The sequence below is a fragment of the Pseudenhygromyxa sp. WMMC2535 genome, assembly GCF_011083025.2.
Genome location: NZ_JABJWV010000001.1, coordinates 9428343 through 9443467, shown reverse-complemented (window position 1 = coordinate 9443467; position 15125 = coordinate 9428343). Strand labels below are relative to the sequence as shown.

Genomic DNA, 15125 nt, shown 5'->3' with positions numbered 1-15125 from the left:
TTGGGTTTCACCACGGGCTCCTAGTATGCGAGCTCAGCTGCCGGCCTGGCGCGAGAGCGGGCCGAAGCTGGCGAGGTCCTGGTCGTAGTAGTGGACGAGCATCTGGGTGTCGAGGCGGTTGACCTCGACGTCCATGGGGCGCTGATCCGCCGGGAAGGCGAAGAGCGTGGGCACGAGGTCGTCGACCAAAAAGCGCAGCTTTTCGCGCTGCTCGGCGGGGAGCTCGGTGGGCAGCGCGGCGGGGACCTCGAAGGGCGCGCGCGAGATCAGGGCAAAGCCCCAGTCGCCAAAGCTGGGCACGTGGGCGTGGTAGGGGGCCGGGTGCAGGTCGGCGTCGGCCAAGGTCGAGATCACGCACCAAAAGGCCCGCGGCGACAGGTAGGGCGAGGTCGACTGGACCACGGCGACGCCCTCGGGGGCGAGCACGGCGCGGACGAGGCGGTAAAAGGCCCGGGTGTAGAGCTTGCCCAGCGAGAGGTTGTTGGGGTCGGGGAGGTCGATGACGATGACGTCCCAGGGGCCGAGGCTTGGGCTGGTGTCGGTGCTGGGGCTGTTGGCGCTGGCGAGGGCGCGGCTGCGCTGGTCCTCGAGCCAGCGCATGGCGTCGGCGTTGTGCACGTGGACGCGGGGATCCGCGAGCGAGCCCGCGTTGAGGGCGGCGAGCTCGGGGGTGTCGCGGAACAGCCGAGTCATCTCCGGGTCGAGGTCCACGAGGTCGACGCGCTCGAGCGCCGGGTAGCGCAGCAGCTCGCGCACGGCCAGGCCGTCGCCGCCGCCGAGCACGAGCACGCGGCGAGCGGGGGTGCTGGCCAGCTGCTCGCGGGCGGCGAAGGCCGGGTGGATCAACGCCTCGTGGTAGCGGTGCTCGTCGGCGCTCGAGAACTGGAGGTTGCCGTCGATGTAGAGGCGCAGGTCGTCGCTCCAGCGGGTGATCGTCAGGCGCTGGTAGGGCGTCTTTTGCGAGAAGATCACCGGCGCGTCATAGAGCGCGCGCTCGCCGAAGGTCTCGATCTTCGCGCCAAAGCCGAAGGCCACGGCGGTCAGCGCGGCGATCAGCGCGGCCTGGGCGGCGACCAGGCGCGGGCGGTGCAGCCGGGCCCGGAAGGCGTAGGCCGACCACAGCGCGACCAGGGCGTTGAACAGCCCGAACATCAAGCTCGTGCGGACCAGGCCCAGCCAGGGCAGCAGGACCAGGGGGAAGCAGATGCTGGCCAGCAGCGCGCCGACGTAGTCGAAGGCGAGCACCCGGGCGACGAGGTCCTTGAACACCTGCTTGCCTGGCATCAGGCGCATGAGCAGGGGGATCTCCAGGCCCACGCAGGTGCCGACGAGCACGAGGATCGCAAAGAGCAGCGGGCGGATGCTGTCGAGGACCGCGAAGCCCAAGAACAGGCCCGGGGCCGAGAACCCGCCGACGACGGCGATGATCAGCTGGACGTGGACGAAGCGGTTGGCGAGGCGCTCGACCACGAAGCGGCTGAGCCACGAGCCCAGGCCCATGGCGCTGAGGTAGACGCCGATCACCAGCGAGAACTGGGTGACCGAGTCGCCCAGCAGGTAGCTGGCCATGGTCGCGGTGATCAGCTCGTAGACCAGGCCGCAGGTCGCGACCACGAGCACCGAGGCGAGCAGCAGCGAAGGCCGCGGCCCGGCGGGGGTCGGCGACTCGGGGCTCGCGGGCTCCGAGTGAGCTGGAGCGTCCGAGAGAGCCGGGGGGCGGTCCGGGCCGTCGGTGGTCGGGGCGTCCGCGGTGGGCTCCACAGGCGTCTAGCCGGACACCGCCGCGCTGATGATCAGCGAGATCCCGATGATCACCGCGCCGAGGATGATGCCGAGCGAGGTGTTTTGGTCCTCCTCGATCTCCTTGCGGATCGAGAAGGGCGTCAGCCAGACGATCAGCATCCAAAACAGGCCGAAGATCAGTAGGCCGAGCACCGAGTAGACCGCCGCCGACAGCAAGTTGGCGACGTTGATGATCTCTTGGGCGAGCAGGGGCATCACTTGCCTCCGTGGTAGCCACCGAGGAACACGAACATCGGCGCGCGTACGGTGGTGTGGGTGTTGGGGTTTTGCTGGCGCTCGACCTTGCCGCGTTCGGGCGTGCTGGTGAGCAGCGCGCCGCTGGGGGCTTCGAAGAAGAGCAGGCCGAGGCTAGCGAGGCTGAGCACGATATATGCGGCTTTGGTGAGCATGGGGATCACTCTCAGTCGTCGCCCATGGCGTAGTCGCTGGTCGACATGCGCTGAGCTTCGAAGGCGCCCTTGCGGGCGAGGTTGATCAGCGGAAAGCCGAAGATGAAGAGCAAAGGGAGCAGGATGTAGCGGGTCAGCGGGACGTCCTGGCGGATGCGCAGCTGGAGCTGGTCGGCCTTGTCGCCGGTGGTCGAGGTGTCGAGCTGGGTGCCGACCTGCATGAGGTAGGTGCCCCCGGGCACGCCGCCGATGGTCGCGCGGCGCGGGTTGGTGCCCTCGCTCCACGACTCGCCCTGGTCGACGCCGCTCCACGCGTCGACCTCGAGGGGCACGGCGATGGCCTCCTCGGTGTCGGGGTCGACGAGCAGGACCTCGACGTAGGCCCAGGAGTTGCTCATGCCCTGGGCGCGCAGCTCGAAGGACAAGGTGGTCTCGTGGCCGTCCTCGCCGATCTCGATCTCCTGGGTCAGGGACTCGCCCGGGGTGATCGTCGTGTCGAGCACGGCCTCGTTGGCCCGCCCGCCGCTGTAGACGACGATGGCGGCCGCCCACAGGGCGAAGAGCACGAGCGCGGCGATCCAGTAGAACTTTGTCTTGTAGGGGTTGGTCGCCGCCGGGTGGACGCCGGTGCAAGACGGCGGGCTGCCGGGCATCTGGAAGGCCTGCCAGACCTCCCCGGCGTCGATCGGCCCCATGCAGGTGAAGTTGATGTCGGCGCCCTCGTCTGCGCGCTGGACCTCGATCGAGATCAGCTTGGGCGGGCAGATGTAGTCGTTGGTCTGGGCGACGTCGCCGACGAGCACCTGCCAGGGGAACTCGCCCTCGACGTAGGTGGTGTAGGCGTTGCCCGTGGTGAAGTGGGCGTAGAGCTCGCCGGCGTACTCGACCGCGGGCCGCGAGCTGGGGATGGCCTTGGCCGCGCCGGGCAGCGAGCCGCCGAAGCTCCACTGCCCGTCGGTCATCGCGTAGATCAGCCAGCGGTAGCCCTGGTAGGGGTTGAAGAGCAGAAACTCTTGCCAGGGGTAGGTGCCGCCGTCGCGGACCTCTCGCCAGCACACGCCGATGATCTCCCACTCGACGCCCGCGATGGTGCCGCGGCGGTGCAGGGGGAGCACGGACTCGCGGCGCTGGCGTTGGGCCTTTTGGAGCAGCGCCAGGCTGCCGTCGTCCTCGGGGGTGGCGACGGTGCCACAGTAGGCGCAGGCGACCTGCTCGATGGCCCCGAAGGCGTGCAAAGTGATCGGCGCGCCGCAGCCGGGGCACTCGATGGCGCCGGTCTGGGCCTCTTCGCGGAAGAGCTTGCGGGGTGCGGCCGGTTGGTTCATGCCGGTGGTTCAGGACGCTGCGGGCGGGCGCGCCGGCGCCCAGCCCTGGAAGCGACGCAGGGGGAAGAGCTGGAGCTCGGCGAGGCTGACCGCGCGGCCCATGTAGGGGGTGGGGCTGTCGTGCTTGGGGTCCGTGCCCCAGTCGAGGGTCATGAACTCGCCTTGGTAGCCGCGCAGGTCGACGCCCCAAAATTGCATGCCGGGGGCGGCCTCGAAGGGCAGCTCGCCCTCGGCGCCCTTGTAGGCGGCGCCGCGCTTGTCGATGGCCACGAGCGGGCGCCCGGCGAGGCTGTACTCCTGGCCGAGGATGAATTCCTGGTAGCTGGGCACGCGGCCGGAGACGGCGCTGGGATCCATGGGTCGGAGCACCGCGTACTGGCCCTGGGCGTCGACCAGCCAGCCGATCGTGCCGTCGGCGAAAGCCAGCAGCCACTCGTTCCAGGTCCCGCGCGCGTAGCCGACCTGGAGGCGGCCGTCGACGGTGAAGGGCATGCCGTCGAAGCGGCCCTTGGCGTGGAGGAGGATCGGGCTGCCGTTGTCGATCAGCGCGCTGACCTTGCCGATCAGCTCGACGTCGACGCCGGTGCGGACCACGGTGCTGTCGCAGTACTCGCAGACCGCCGAGACGGTGGTGCCCCGAAACTGGATCGGGGCGCCACACTCGGGGCAGAAGATCTGCTCGGCCTGGTCCATGGACGCCGTGACTATGCCACAGGCACGATCGTGATCCCATGGCCCCGCCTGCAGCGGGTGATCTCGGCGGGTGATCTCAGCTGGCGCTACGCAGCGCCGCGAGCAGCTGCGGTTGCAGCCAGGGCGTGGCCGCGACGAGGCCACGGCCCGTGTCGGGGTCCTGATCGGGGTCGAGGCCCGTGACCACGCCGCCGGCCTCGCGGACGAGCAGGTTGCCCGCGGCCACGTCCCAGGGGTGGATGCCTCGCTCCCAGTAGCCGTCGAAGCGCCCCCAGGCGACCCAGGCGAGGTCGAGGGCGGCGGCCCCGAAGCGCCGGACCCCGCCGACGCGGTCGCGGATCGTCGCGAGCTCGGCGGCGAAGCTTTGGTGGTGGGGGCTGTCGCGGTGGGGCACGCCGGTCGCGAGCACGACCTGATCCCAGCGCGCGCGCGTCGACACGCGCATCGGCTCGCCGTTGCGCTGGGCCCCGTGGCCGCGGGCGGCGGTGAAGCGCTCGCCGGTCAGCGGCTGGAGGATCAGCGCGGCTACGGTCTCGTCGGCCTCGCGCAGGGCGATGGAGACCGCGAAGTGGGGGACGCCGCACAGGAAATTCGTGGTCCCGTCGAGGGGATCGACGACCCACTCGAGGGCCGAGGCGCCCTCGCTGTAGCCGCTCTCCTCGCCGCGGAAGGCGGCCTCGGGGCGGGCGGCCGCGAGCACCTCGCGGATCGCCAGCTCGGACTCGCGGTCGGCCGCGGACACGAAGTTGGCGGGGCTCTTGGACTCGACCGCGAGGCTGTCGAGGTGGGCGAAGGCCTCGACGAGCACGCGCGCGCCGGCGTCGGCGGCCGCCGACATGGCGCGCAGGTCCTCGCTAGGGTCTCGGCTGGGGGAGGTCATCGCCCCGATGGTGCGTCAATCACAGCTGACCCGAAAGCTGTCGTCGAGGTCGAGGGGCAAGATCAGCGTGCGCAGGTCGGCGGCGAGGGCCGCCGGGCAGATGTCCTCGGCGGCGGCCAGGGCAGCCTCCTCGCTGTCTGCGTCGACGTACTCGGCGTTCCAGACCGGCTTTTGCGCGGCGGTGAAGGGCTCGAGGGCCGCGCACTCGTCATACTCGTGGCACTGCTCGTTGACGCTGAAGTCGTAGTAGTCGACGAGCGCGTCGACCTGGGCGAGGTCGTTCTTCAGGCCCACGGCGAGGCCGCGCTCGTGGGCGGCGTTGGCCAGGGTCCGGTTGAAAGCCAGTTGATCGTCCGAGGTGATCTCGAAGCCGGTGTCGTTGTCGTAGCCGTCGACGTTGTCGGGCTCGACGCCGTCGCAGCCCTTGTCGACGGCGAGGTCGAGGCGCGAGCGCATGATCGCCGCGACCACGGGCGAGCGGATGTTGAGCCAGCGCTCCTCGGCCCAGCCCTCGAGCTGATCCCCGATGTCGTCGTAGAGAAAGTCGTCGGCGTCGTCGCGCCAGGGCTCCCAGGAGCCGGCGGAGAAGTAGCAGATCACCGTGTGCCCCTCGGCCTGGAGCGCGGCGATCTGCGCGGCGTCGGTGTCGAAGAGGTCGATGTCGTAGGCCTCGACGGCGTAGCTCGTGTCGATCCCGGCCTCGCCCTCGGGGACGAGCAGCTGCCACTGCCAGGTCGCGTCGACGCCGGGGCGGTACCACTCGCCCTCGGTCACCGGGTCGATGTCGGGATCGAGGGGCGTGTACTGGTTGGTCGGCCCGCAGGCGAGGGGGGCGAGGGCCGCGACCAGGAGGGGCAGCGATGTGGCGAGGCGGCGGCGCATGGGGGGATCTTAGTGTGCGCGCCAGAGGACTTGAAGGGCCCCAGGCTTGGAGCACCGGCCGCTGACTTCGTTGCTCGTCAGTCATTTGTTCCCGACAAACTCCCTCCTCGCGCCTCGTCAGCGACCGGCGGTCCGGCGCCTGAGACCCTTCAAGTCCTCTGGCGCGCACACTAGTGTCGGGAGCGAGTGTGACGAAATGGGGGCCGCCGGGCCCAGTGAGCCGAAATGTCACAGGCTTGCCCAGCGCCGCGGGGCGCTAGGAGCCCGTGGTGGAACCCAGCGCGGCTCCTGGCGCCGGGATTCTCGTCGAGGGCGCGAAGCCAAAACGCTGCTGTACCGGGCGTACTGCAAGTTTTGGCGACAAAGCCCTCGGCGAAAAGACCAAGCCAGGTGTCGTGTTGGGTTTCACCACGGGCTCCTAGAGCGGCAAAGTGGGGGGCGTCCCACGGCATGGAACTTGCTCTTTGTCTCGCGCATGACGAAGGCGATCGAGGTGAGGGCGTGAGCGAGAGCGCGACAGGCAGCGTGACCAACGGTGAGCTGCGGCGCCCGGCTCCAGGTCGCGCCGTCGACGGGGTCGTGCGCAGCGAAGACATGGTCAAGATCGAGCCGATCGCGCCCGACGGACGCACCCGCGGGCGCAACGCGATCTCACCGCTGCAGATCCCCTGGTCGGGCTGGAAGGACATCCTGACCCGCATGGTCGCGGAGATCCGCCAGGACAACCTCGACATGGTCGCGGCGGGGGTCACCTACTACGCGGTCCTGGCCGTGGCCCCGGCGCTGGTCGCCCTGGTCTCGCTCTACGGCCTGTTCGCCGCCCCCGAGGACCTGGCCCTGGTGCTCGAGCCGCTCTTCGAGCTGGTCCCGCCCGGGGCCGGCCGAGACCTGATCGTCGAGCTCCTCGATCGCGCCGTGGAGACGCGGCCGAGCTCGCTGACCTTCAAGGCCGTGATCGCCCTGGCCCTGAGTCTATGGAGCGCCAACCGAGGCACCAAGGCCCTGGTCGCCGCCGTCGGCCTGGCCTACGAGCAGGAGGAGCGCCCGGGCATCTTGCGCGAGAACTTCAAGAGCCTGGTGTTCTTGATCGGGGGGATCGGGGTGCTCGCGGCCAGCGCGTTGACCTTCGTCGAGCTCCCGGAGCAGCTGACCGGCTCGCTGATCGGCAACGGCCTCGCGCGGGCGCTCTACTGGGCGCGCTGGCCCGCGACCTTCCTGGCGATCTTGTTCGGGCTCTCGGCCCTCTACCGCTGGGGCCCCGAGCGTCGGCAGGCGCGCTGGCGCTGGGTCTCGCTCGGCTCGGTGGTCGCCACGCTCTTGTGGCTGGCGGTCGGCTACGCCCTGTCGCTCTATGTCGAGGTGGTCGGTGAGGCGCGCACGGGTCACGAGGCCCTCGACGCCGTGATCGGCCTGCTGCTGTGGTTCTACGCGACCTCGTGGGCGATCCTCCTGGGCGCCGAGCTCAACGCCGAGGTCGAGCACCAGACCATGCGCGACTCGACGATCGGCGTGCCCCGACCCATGGGCAAGCGCGGCGCCTACGTGGCCGATCACCTCGGGCCGACCCGCCGCGAGCACAGGCTCGAGCGCAAGGCGCAGCGCAAGCTCCAGCGCGAGGCTCGCAGCGGCGACGACGACGTGGTCGACGAGGTCGAGGAGGCCGTCGACGCGGCCAGGGTCGAGGCCGCGAGCTCGGGGTCGACCTGCACGGCCCAGGCCGTCTGAGCGCGGGTCGCCGACGCGTCGACGCGCTGTGGGGCGTCAGGCTTGGGCGTCAGCGCCCGCGCCGAGCCTTGCGGGCGGCCTTGCGCTCGGCGAGCTCGGCGTCGCGAGCTTTGCGGTCCCCCGCGACGATCGGGATCGCCAGCTCGAGGCCCAGACTCGCGCCGACCGTATGCAGCCAGTTGCTGGTGTAGCCGTCGCCGCCGACCTTGTCGCTGCTCGTCCCGCGCGCGCCCCCGCCGAGGTAGCGCAGGTTCAAGAAGGGTTTGATGATCCCCGCCACGGTCACGCCGGCGCGCAAGCTCGCGTCGATGATCAGCCCCTCGACCGGATCGTCGCCACCGTTGATATAGGGGATGTTGGCGTAGAAGCCGTCGATCTCGCCGCCGTACCAGAAATTGGCGTGGTCGAGTTCGTGGCGCCCGCGCAGCTTGATCGCCGGGACCGGGCCAAAGTTGGTGTTGGTCACGGCCTGCTCGCCGTCGGTGGACACGTAGGACGAGCGGAAATTGCGAAACTGCAACGAGAAGCCCAAGGCGAGCTCGTCGCCGGGATCCGTGAAGAAGTCGTAGGCGTAGCTCAGCCGGTAGAAGTCGAAGCCATAGAACAGCTCGATGCCCGTGTCCGCCGCGAAGGTGACGTCATCGGCGACGAGCTCGTCTTGGAGCACGGTCTGCGTGCGCAGGCGGATGGGCGCGAACAAGAACACGATCTCGTGGTGATCGTCGATCTCGAGCTCGGCGGAGACGCGCCCGGTCAGGAACATGGTGTCCTGGCGCCCGTCCCGGCGCAGGTCGAAGTTGGTGCCCTGCTTGCTGAACTGGAGCGTGTGGTAGGCGACCCCGAGGGCGCCGAGCTCCGCGAGCAGCTTGGCGCGGACAGCGATGGGAGCGCGCGCGCGAGCCGTGGTCGCGGGCGCCGAGGCAGACGGCTGTGGCGAGGACTCGACTGAGGGCTCGGCCTGGGCGGACGCGGTGGCCGAGGTCGGATCCGGGCTGAGCGCGAGCAGCAGGGCGAGGGCGCAGGAGATCGTCATATGGCGACCGTGGCACCTCTTCGGGGTGTTTCCAGAGTGTGGCCCGAATTGTCGATAATTCAGGTGACTGGGGGACCCGCGCGTGACCGGGAGCCCCCCGTGAATCTCGTGACTCGCGTGACTCCTGTAGTCGCTCGACCGTGGGAGGGGGGCGCTCAGAATCGGACGTGGAGCGTGATCACCAGCCAAAGACGCAGCGCAAATTGTAGATCCGAGCCGAGCGAGCGCCCGCGCTGATCTCGAATCTTGCGCCTGGGGAGGTCCGAGCCCCGGGCTTCGACCTCCACGAGCAGCCAGTCGTCTTTGCGTCGCAGCTCGAAGCTCGCGCAGGGCAGGGCGGTGTTGCGCGGGCGCTCGAGCGGGGGCTCACGAAGTGAAATGCTGATGCCGTGGGCCACGCGACGAGCCTCGAGGATCTCCAGGTGGCGCTCCACACAGGCGCGCATCTCTTCGAGGTCTGCGAGCACCAGCCGGCGCTGCACCGACCAGTTGCGCTGAGCTCGCTGCCAACCTTCGAGCAGCCCGCGATCGCGCTCGTCGATCGCGTTTCTCACCATCGCCGCCCAATTGCGAGGTTGTCGCGCCATGTCAAAAGTCTAGGGGGACTTTTGTCGACTGACCAGGGTACAAAAATCATCGCGAAGAATTGTTCGATTCACGCTCGGGGCGCGGGCGCTGATGTGCCAACTTGGCACTTGGTCGCCTCAGTCGGCTCAGATGGCTAATTTGCGTGCCCAGGGCGCTGGGAGGAAGACCAGGTAGAAACAGCACATTTGCAGGCTGAAGTAGATCAGCTGATCCATGGTCATTGCGATCATCAAATGCATGCCTATCCCGAGGCAAAAAGCCACAGGCAACAGTCGACGAATTCCGAACAGCAAGGGGGCGAGGAGCTCGAACCACAAGGCGAGCGCCTCGAGCACACCCCAGACCCAGTGCGGAAGCACGCGCACCATCCAGGCCGCCGCGTCGGTCATGTAGATGCCCTGGATCTGCATCCACAGCACGTCCTCGCCGGTCCACCAGTCACCGTTGATGGTCTTGCACAGCCCGGACGCGAAGTACTGGGCGATCAGCGTGAGCTGGAGCATGCGCGTGGGCCATGCACGCTGGCGTAGCTGAGGCTCGGTGACCCCGGTCTCGGGTGTGGCTGGTTCGGGTTCGGGTTCGGGTTCTGGTTCGGGGGCGAGCGCGAGGATCGTCAGGCCGATCACGAACAGCCGGTTGATGGTGAAGGCGGAGATTGGATCCGCCATGAGCACGTAGACGGCACCAGCCCACACCGGCCAGATCACCAGCTTGCGCGCGAAGCCAAAGATGTAGGCGAGCAGCGCGGCGAAGAACAGGCCGCCGACCCAGGGCAGCGCGGCCTCGGGCAGCAGCGGGAGCTGCGGCGAGTTGGCCGGATCGAGGGCGGCCGGGGGGTGATAGCCGGCCGCGGTCAGCCACTCGGGCGCATCGACGGCCCAGGCCAAGAAGTAGATCAACATGGTCCAGGCGAAGGCCTGGCGAAAGAGCGCGAGCGGAGCGGGATCGATCGGCGTGTACCAAAAGCGCTGCCAATGACGCAGCAGCGCGGGGGATTGATCGGGCGAGCTCATCGTGCCGCTCCCTCTTCGGCGCGCTGCCACGGGCCGAGCAGCTTGGCGCGGGTGTAGCTGGCGATCACGCGGCGCCGCGCCGGCGGGACCTCGCGGTAGTCGGGGTGCGCCCAGCCCTGCTCGGGGGGCTGATCGCGGCTCGGGATCATCCACGCGCGGGTGAAGCGGATCCCCGCGAGCGCGCCGTTGTCGGGGTGGCGGCGCTCGTGCTCGCGGACGATCCAGCGCGCCATGTCCTCGGTCCGCGGCCCCGGTCGGGCGCCCCAGGCGACCAGGAAGCGGTGCATGCGGGTGCGTCGACCAAAGGGCTCGAGGGGGAAGAGCTCGCGCTGATCGAGGCTGGCCCACCCGGCCTCACCGGGGTAGCGGATCTGGACGTAGTAGCTGCTCCAGCCCTCGGGCTTGTGGGTGAACAGGCAGGCGATGTTGTGGAGCTTGCGCAGCACCAGGGGCGCGGGCACGCCCGCGGGCAAGACCGAGCCGCGCAGCAGCAAGGGGATCAAGAAGAGCAGCAAGAAGGCGGCGACGGCCAGGCGGTCGCGCTTGCGGATCTTCGTCGGCTGCTCGGCGGGGTTGCCAAGGTCGCGGGTGCTCACGGCCGAGGATGGTCCCACGCGGGGACGAGCCTTCAAACCCGGAGGCGGCGACAAAGGCGGGCCGGGAGGACGCAAGCACTGCGCAGCCTCACTCGGGCGCCGTCTTGGGGCTATCGGTAGTCTTCGCAGGCCTCGAGCGGGATCTCGACCTCTTCGCCGCGGATCTTCAAGGTGACCGAGGTGGGCACCTTGGCGGCCATGCCAGGGACGACGGAGACCTTGAGCCGAGGCGCGCCATCGCCATTGCTGGCGCGGGCGAGGCGGATCGGGGCGACGCCGATGGTTCGGCGCAGGCGATCGACTTGCTCGTACATGACGTTGACGACGTCGGCGTTCGTCGCGGAGCGGGCCATGACGACTCCATAGCAGCTTTTGTCGCCGAGTGGCTCGACGCGCGGAGCCGCGCTCGGGCTCCCCTGGCGTCGCGGTCGGGGCGGCGCCGACCTGCGAGTGAGCGCTCGCGCTCGGCGAGCTCAGAGTCTGTGAATCGTCGCGGAAGAGCAGTACCTGAAGAAGGTCCGGCTGCTCGAGGGCCACGATGACGAGGAAAAAAGTCGTCGCAAGGGGATCGGCCGGCTGAAGCCGCCGTCTGTCCGTGCGGATGCGACACATCAACAACTCGGTCCTTCACGCCTGTTCCTCGAAGCTCGGCCGCTCCCTCGGTCTCGCGGGCTCGCTGGCGACCCTCGTCGGTTGTGACCCCGTCGACGAGCGCCCGCTCGATGCGCGCTCGTTCGAGCTCGAGCTCGAATTCTCCGCCGACGCCGACCCGCGAGAGGACGCGGGAGAGCTCGCGCGCGCCGAGGCTCATATCGCGGCCGAGCTCGCCCGGGCGAGTGAGCGAAATTTCGAGCTGAGGATCGACCATCACGATGGCGAGCGCGAGGTCGAGCGCAGGGGCTACGGGCCGCGCGAGCTCGCCGTGGCCGCGGATCCCGAGGAGCTGCGGCCCTTCGTGACCGGCGAGGACCTCGAGCAGCTCGCCGGCGGCCCGCCACAGCCCGCGAGGGTCATCACCGCCGAGGTCGAAGAGCTGCTCGCGCAGGCCGAACCCGACGCGCGCGTCGAGCTGATCTTCAACCTCGAGACCAGGACGCCGATGGCCTATCTGCCGGCGTTGATCCACACCGAGGCGCGGGAGTCTGTCGCCAACCAGCGGATCTTGGCCGCGCGCGCCGAGGGCATCGCCAGGGTCGAGCGGCTGCGGGCGGCCGAGCTCGTCGACACGATCGCCGCGCTCGAGGCCGCCGACGCTCGGGTGCTCGAGCACTTTACCTTTGGCCAGGCGCTGCGCGTCGATGTCCCGGCCGCGCGCGTCGCCGAGCTCGCCCGCCGCGCCGAGGTCCTGCACGTCGAGCCCGTGCAGACCGAGCTGCCCCCGCCCGGATACATCTCCGATGGGCGCGAGCTGATCGCCAGCGATCTCTTCGTCGACGCCGGCTACGACGGCGGCGGGCACTACATCGGTGTGCTCGACACGGGCGTGCGCAGCAGCCACGGGGTGTTCCAGGACCCCGATCGCGTGGCGATCGAGCGGGACTGCGTCAACGGGACCAGCACCTGCGGCGACAAGTACGACGGGACCTGGAACCCCGACGACGACTGCTGGAACCACGGGACGGCCTCGATAGCGATCCTCACCGGGCACAGCCCGCTGACCGACAACTATGTCGGGGTGTCGCGGGCGAAGGTCGACAGCTGGAAGGTCTACACCTGCATGACGCTCGACAGCGCCGCGGTCTTGCGGGGCTTCGAGAGCGCGGTGCTCTTTGGCGACGCGGTCATCCTCGCCGAGATGCAGCCGATCTGGGGGCCGACGAGCTCGATCTCGATGGCGGCCGACGACGCCTTCGACTCGGGGAGCGCGGTGATCGCTACCAACGGAAACGACGGCCCGTCCTACTACACCGTGGCCTCGCCCGCCGACGCGCACAAGGCCCTGGGGATCGGCGCCTACCACATCGACACCCTCGCCCACCTCGTCGAGCAGTCACGCGGCGGCACGGCCGACTATCGCTACAAGCCCGACCTGCGCGCGCCGACGGACAGCGTCTCGGCTTCGACGGCCTGCGACACCTGCGTGGCGAGCTTCACGGGGACGAGCGGCGCCGCTCCCTACGCGGCTGGTGCGGCCATGCTGATCGACGACTACCTGCGCGACGCGGGCGGGAGCCAGCCGGGTCTGGTCTACGCCGCGATGATCAACGCCGGCCACCGCCAGAGCCTGAGCTACACCTACGGCGCCGGGGACCTCGAGCTCGACGATCCCGCGTGTCACCTGCTCGTGCAGGGCTCGCGCAACGTCAGCCAGGGTCAAAAGCACATCATCAATTTCCCCGTGATCCCGGGCGACAGCCAGCTCGAGGTCACGCTGTGGTGGCCCGAGGGATACACCAATCACAACGACATCCGCCTCGAGATCGAGGACTCGAGCGGAGTCACCCGGGGCAGCGCCGAGATCGCGTTCTCGGTCACGCAGAAGGTCCACGTCAGCGGCGCGCTCGCGCCGACCGGGGGCTCGTGGCAAGCGCAGCTCATCGGCGCCTCGGTCTCGGGTACGCAGCAGGTCTTCTATCAGATCAAGCTGGCGCACTCGTCTTGCTGAGCGCCCGAGCTTGGTGGCTAGTTCAAAGACCGGCTGGCGGGCTGACTCCTTCGCGCGCGCGCTGCCGATATCGCAATGACGTGAGCGCGAATACGCGGACTTCCGCTGCCCGCTGCGAACGGCTCGGTGCAAGATGGTGGCATGCGACCACGCAAGAACCAGGCGGCCTCGCTCGGCCTCCCCCTTCTGCTCGCGGCCCTCGGCGCGTCCTCGCTGGCGTGCTCGGGGGTGCCCTTTTGCGAGGCGATGCCCGACCAGTGTGTCGCAGGGGACGAGGCGGAGACGGGGACGGAGACCGAGGGCGGGACCGAGGACACCAGCGAGCCTTCGGTGTGCGGTGATGGTGAGGTCCAGGGCAGCGAGGCGTGCGACGACGGCAACGCCGTCGATGGCGATGGCTGCGACAACGACTGCACCCTCACCGCAGTCGCGGCGCTCAGCCTCGGCGAGCAGCACGTCTGCGCGCTGATCGACGGCGGACGCGTGCGCTGCTGGGGCTGGAACGAGTACGGCCAGCTCGGCTACGGCCACAACTACGACATCGGTGACGACGAGCTCCCCAGCGATGCCGGTGACCTCCTGCTGCCAGACATGGCGACCGCGCTCAGCCTTGGCGGGCATGCGTGCGCCCTGTTCGAGGATGGCGAGGTGCGCTGCTGGGGGATCGGAAGCTCCGGCCAGCTCGGGAACGGCGGCACCGACAACATCGGTGACGACGAGACCCTCGCCGACCTGGGAGGGCTCGGTCTGTCCTCGGTCGTCGAGCTCGGCCTGGGTTCCGCCCACACCTGCGCCTTGTTCGACGGCGGCGCGGTCAGCTGTTGGGGATACAACGAGTCTGGTGAGCTCGGCTACGGCAACATCGCCTCCTCGTACGCCCCCGGCGAGAGCCTCTCTCTGGGCGGGTCGGCGACCAAGCTCGGCCTTGGCGGCCACCACAGCTGCGCCCTGCTCGAGGGTCACGAGCTGCGTTGCTGGGGCAACAACCTCTACGGTCAGCTCGGCCTCGGCCACACCAACGGCGTCGGTGACGACGAGCTCCCCGACAGCGTGGACCTCGTCTCGCTGGGCCTGTCGTCCGACATCGAGGTCGTCGACGTCGAGCTCGGCGCGTTTCATACCTGCGCGCTGCTCAGCGACGGTGGTGTCATGTGCTGGGGGGGCAACGAGTATGGTCAGCTCGGGCTCGGCCACATCAACAACATCGGTGACGACGAGTCCCCCTCCTCCGAGTCCGCGGTGAGCCTGCCTGGGGCCGTCGAGCAGCTCGCGCTGGGCGGCTATCACAGCTGCGCCCTGCTCAGTGGTGGCGAGGTGTCGTGCTGGGGCCAAAATCAATACGGCCAGCTCGGGCTCGGTCACACCCATGACATCGGGGACGACGAGCTCCCCGAAGACGCGGGCCTCGTCGAGCTCGGCGGGAGCGCGCTGGCCATCGCCGCTGGCGGCGCTCACACCTGCGCCCTGCTCGAGAACCACGACGTGCGCTGCTGGGGCTACAACGACTCCGGCCAGCTCGGCCTCGGCCACACGGCCAACGTCGGCGACGACGAGTCGCCTGGGGACGTGGATCCCGTCTCGGTGCTCTGAGGA

Annotated in this window: 15 protein-coding genes; 3 read left to right on the top strand and 12 right to left on the bottom strand. The window is 69.4% G+C overall.

All coding sequences use genetic code 11. The annotated features are described in order from the left end of the window. Positions 1 to 33: 33 nt before the first annotated feature. From G6O69_RS36415 to G6O69_RS36385, 7 genes are all read right to left on the bottom strand, one after another. Complete coding sequence (locus G6O69_RS36415) at positions 34 to 1761, bottom strand: polyamine aminopropyltransferase (protein ID WP_346017132.1); 1728 nt, start codon at positions 1759 to 1761, stop codon at positions 34 to 36. A gap of 6 nt (positions 1762 to 1767) precedes the next feature. Further along, on the bottom strand, positions 1768 to 1998 hold the full coding sequence (locus G6O69_RS36410) for a DUF350 domain-containing protein (RefSeq protein ID WP_172308068.1): 231 nt from the start codon (positions 1996 to 1998) through the stop codon (positions 1768 to 1770). Further along, on the bottom strand, positions 1998 to 2192 hold the full coding sequence (locus G6O69_RS36405) for a hypothetical protein (RefSeq protein ID WP_172308067.1): 195 nt from the start codon (positions 2190 to 2192) through the stop codon (positions 1998 to 2000). Before G6O69_RS36405 ends, G6O69_RS36410 begins: the two co-directional genes overlap by 1 nt. A gap of 11 nt (positions 2193 to 2203) precedes the next feature. Then, complete coding sequence (locus G6O69_RS36400) at positions 2204 to 3517, bottom strand: DUF4178 domain-containing protein (RefSeq protein WP_172308066.1); 1314 nt, start codon at positions 3515 to 3517, stop codon at positions 2204 to 2206. Positions 3518 to 3526: 9 nt separating this feature from the next. Further along, positions 3527 to 4210, bottom strand: coding sequence for a DUF4178 domain-containing protein (locus G6O69_RS36395; protein WP_172308065.1), 684 nt, complete (start codon positions 4208 to 4210; stop codon positions 3527 to 3529). Positions 4211 to 4286: 76 nt separating this feature from the next. After that, positions 4287 to 5090: an inositol monophosphatase family protein gene (locus tag G6O69_RS36390; protein WP_172308064.1), complete on the bottom strand. Its 804-nt coding sequence runs from the start codon at positions 5088 to 5090 to the stop codon at positions 4287 to 4289. 15 nt (positions 5091 to 5105) lie between these two features. Continuing rightward, a complete protein-coding gene (locus G6O69_RS36385; protein ID WP_172308063.1) occupies positions 5106 to 5972 on the bottom strand; it encodes an endo alpha-1,4 polygalactosaminidase in 867 nt (288 codons plus the stop codon). 501 nt (positions 5973 to 6473) lie between these two features. Here G6O69_RS36385 and G6O69_RS36380 point away from each other — a divergent pair. Next, positions 6474 to 7697: a YihY/virulence factor BrkB family protein gene (locus tag G6O69_RS36380; protein ID WP_172308062.1), complete on the top strand. Its 1224-nt coding sequence runs from the start codon at positions 6474 to 6476 to the stop codon at positions 7695 to 7697. Positions 7698 to 7746: 49 nt separating this feature from the next. Here G6O69_RS36380 and G6O69_RS36375 read toward each other — a convergent pair whose 3' ends face one another. From G6O69_RS36375 to G6O69_RS36355, 5 genes are all read right to left on the bottom strand, one after another. Further along, positions 7747 to 8730: a hypothetical protein gene (locus G6O69_RS36375; RefSeq protein ID WP_172308061.1), complete on the bottom strand. Its 984-nt coding sequence runs from the start codon at positions 8728 to 8730 to the stop codon at positions 7747 to 7749. Between the two features lie 155 nt (positions 8731 to 8885). After that, entirely contained in the window at positions 8886 to 9317 is a 432-nt protein-coding gene (locus G6O69_RS36370; protein ID WP_172308060.1) for a hypothetical protein, read from the bottom strand. 126 nt (positions 9318 to 9443) lie between these two features. Beyond that, entirely contained in the window at positions 9444 to 10331 is an 888-nt protein-coding gene (locus G6O69_RS36365) for a hypothetical protein (protein WP_172308059.1), read from the bottom strand. Further along, positions 10328 to 10927 carry a hypothetical protein gene (locus G6O69_RS36360; RefSeq protein WP_172308058.1) on the bottom strand — a complete coding sequence of 200 codons (600 nt, stop codon included), beginning with the start codon at positions 10925 to 10927 and terminating at the stop codon, positions 10328 to 10330. The genes G6O69_RS36365 and G6O69_RS36360 overlap by 4 nt, the downstream gene beginning before the upstream one ends. Positions 10928 to 11037: 110 nt before the next feature. Continuing rightward, positions 11038 to 11280 carry a hypothetical protein gene (locus G6O69_RS36355; RefSeq protein WP_172308057.1) on the bottom strand — a complete coding sequence of 81 codons (243 nt, stop codon included), beginning with the start codon at positions 11278 to 11280 and terminating at the stop codon, positions 11038 to 11040. 248 nt (positions 11281 to 11528) lie between these two features. On the opposite strand from G6O69_RS36355, the gene G6O69_RS36350 reads away from it, so the two are divergent. Both G6O69_RS36350 and G6O69_RS36345 read left to right on the top strand, forming a co-directional pair. Beyond that, on the top strand, positions 11529 to 13532 hold the full coding sequence (locus G6O69_RS36350; RefSeq protein ID WP_172308056.1) for a S8 family serine peptidase: 2004 nt from the start codon (positions 11529 to 11531) through the stop codon (positions 13530 to 13532). A 141-nt stretch (positions 13533 to 13673) separates the two neighbouring features. Next, a complete protein-coding gene (locus G6O69_RS36345) occupies positions 13674 to 15122 on the top strand; it encodes a hypothetical protein (protein ID WP_172308055.1) in 1449 nt (482 codons plus the stop codon). Positions 15123 to 15125: the final 3 nt, after the last annotated feature.

Coding starts and splice junctions, on each gene's coding strand:
- G6O69_RS36410 (WP_172308068.1), bottom strand. CDS start 1,998: ATGCCCCTGCTCGCCCAAGAGATCATCAACGTCGCCAACTTGCTGTCG.
- G6O69_RS36405 (WP_172308067.1), bottom strand. CDS start 2,192: ATGCTCACCAAAGCCGCATATATCGTGCTCAGCCTCGCTAGCCTCGGC.
- G6O69_RS36400 (WP_172308066.1), bottom strand. CDS start 3,517: ATGAACCAACCGGCCGCACCCCGCAAGCTCTTCCGCGAAGAGGCCCAG.
- G6O69_RS36395 (WP_172308065.1), bottom strand. CDS start 4,210: ATGGACCAGGCCGAGCAGATCTTCTGCCCCGAGTGTGGCGCCCCGATC.
- G6O69_RS36390 (WP_172308064.1), bottom strand. CDS start 5,090: ATGACCTCCCCCAGCCGAGACCCTAGCGAGGACCTGCGCGCCATGTCG.
- G6O69_RS36385 (WP_172308063.1), bottom strand. CDS start 5,972: ATGCGCCGCCGCCTCGCCACATCGCTGCCCCTCCTGGTCGCGGCCCTC.
- G6O69_RS36375 (WP_172308061.1), bottom strand. CDS start 8,730: ATGACGATCTCCTGCGCCCTCGCCCTGCTGCTCGCGCTCAGCCCGGAT.
- G6O69_RS36370 (WP_172308060.1), bottom strand. CDS start 9,317: ATGGCGCGACAACCTCGCAATTGGGCGGCGATGGTGAGAAACGCGATC.
- G6O69_RS36365 (WP_172308059.1), bottom strand. CDS start 10,331: ATGAGCTCGCCCGATCAATCCCCCGCGCTGCTGCGTCATTGGCAGCGC.
- G6O69_RS36355 (WP_172308057.1), bottom strand. CDS start 11,280: ATGGCCCGCTCCGCGACGAACGCCGACGTCGTCAACGTCATGTACGAG.
- G6O69_RS36350 (WP_172308056.1), top strand. CDS start 11,529: ATGCGACACATCAACAACTCGGTCCTTCACGCCTGTTCCTCGAAGCTC.
- G6O69_RS36345 (WP_172308055.1), top strand. CDS start 13,674: ATGCGACCACGCAAGAACCAGGCGGCCTCGCTCGGCCTCCCCCTTCTG.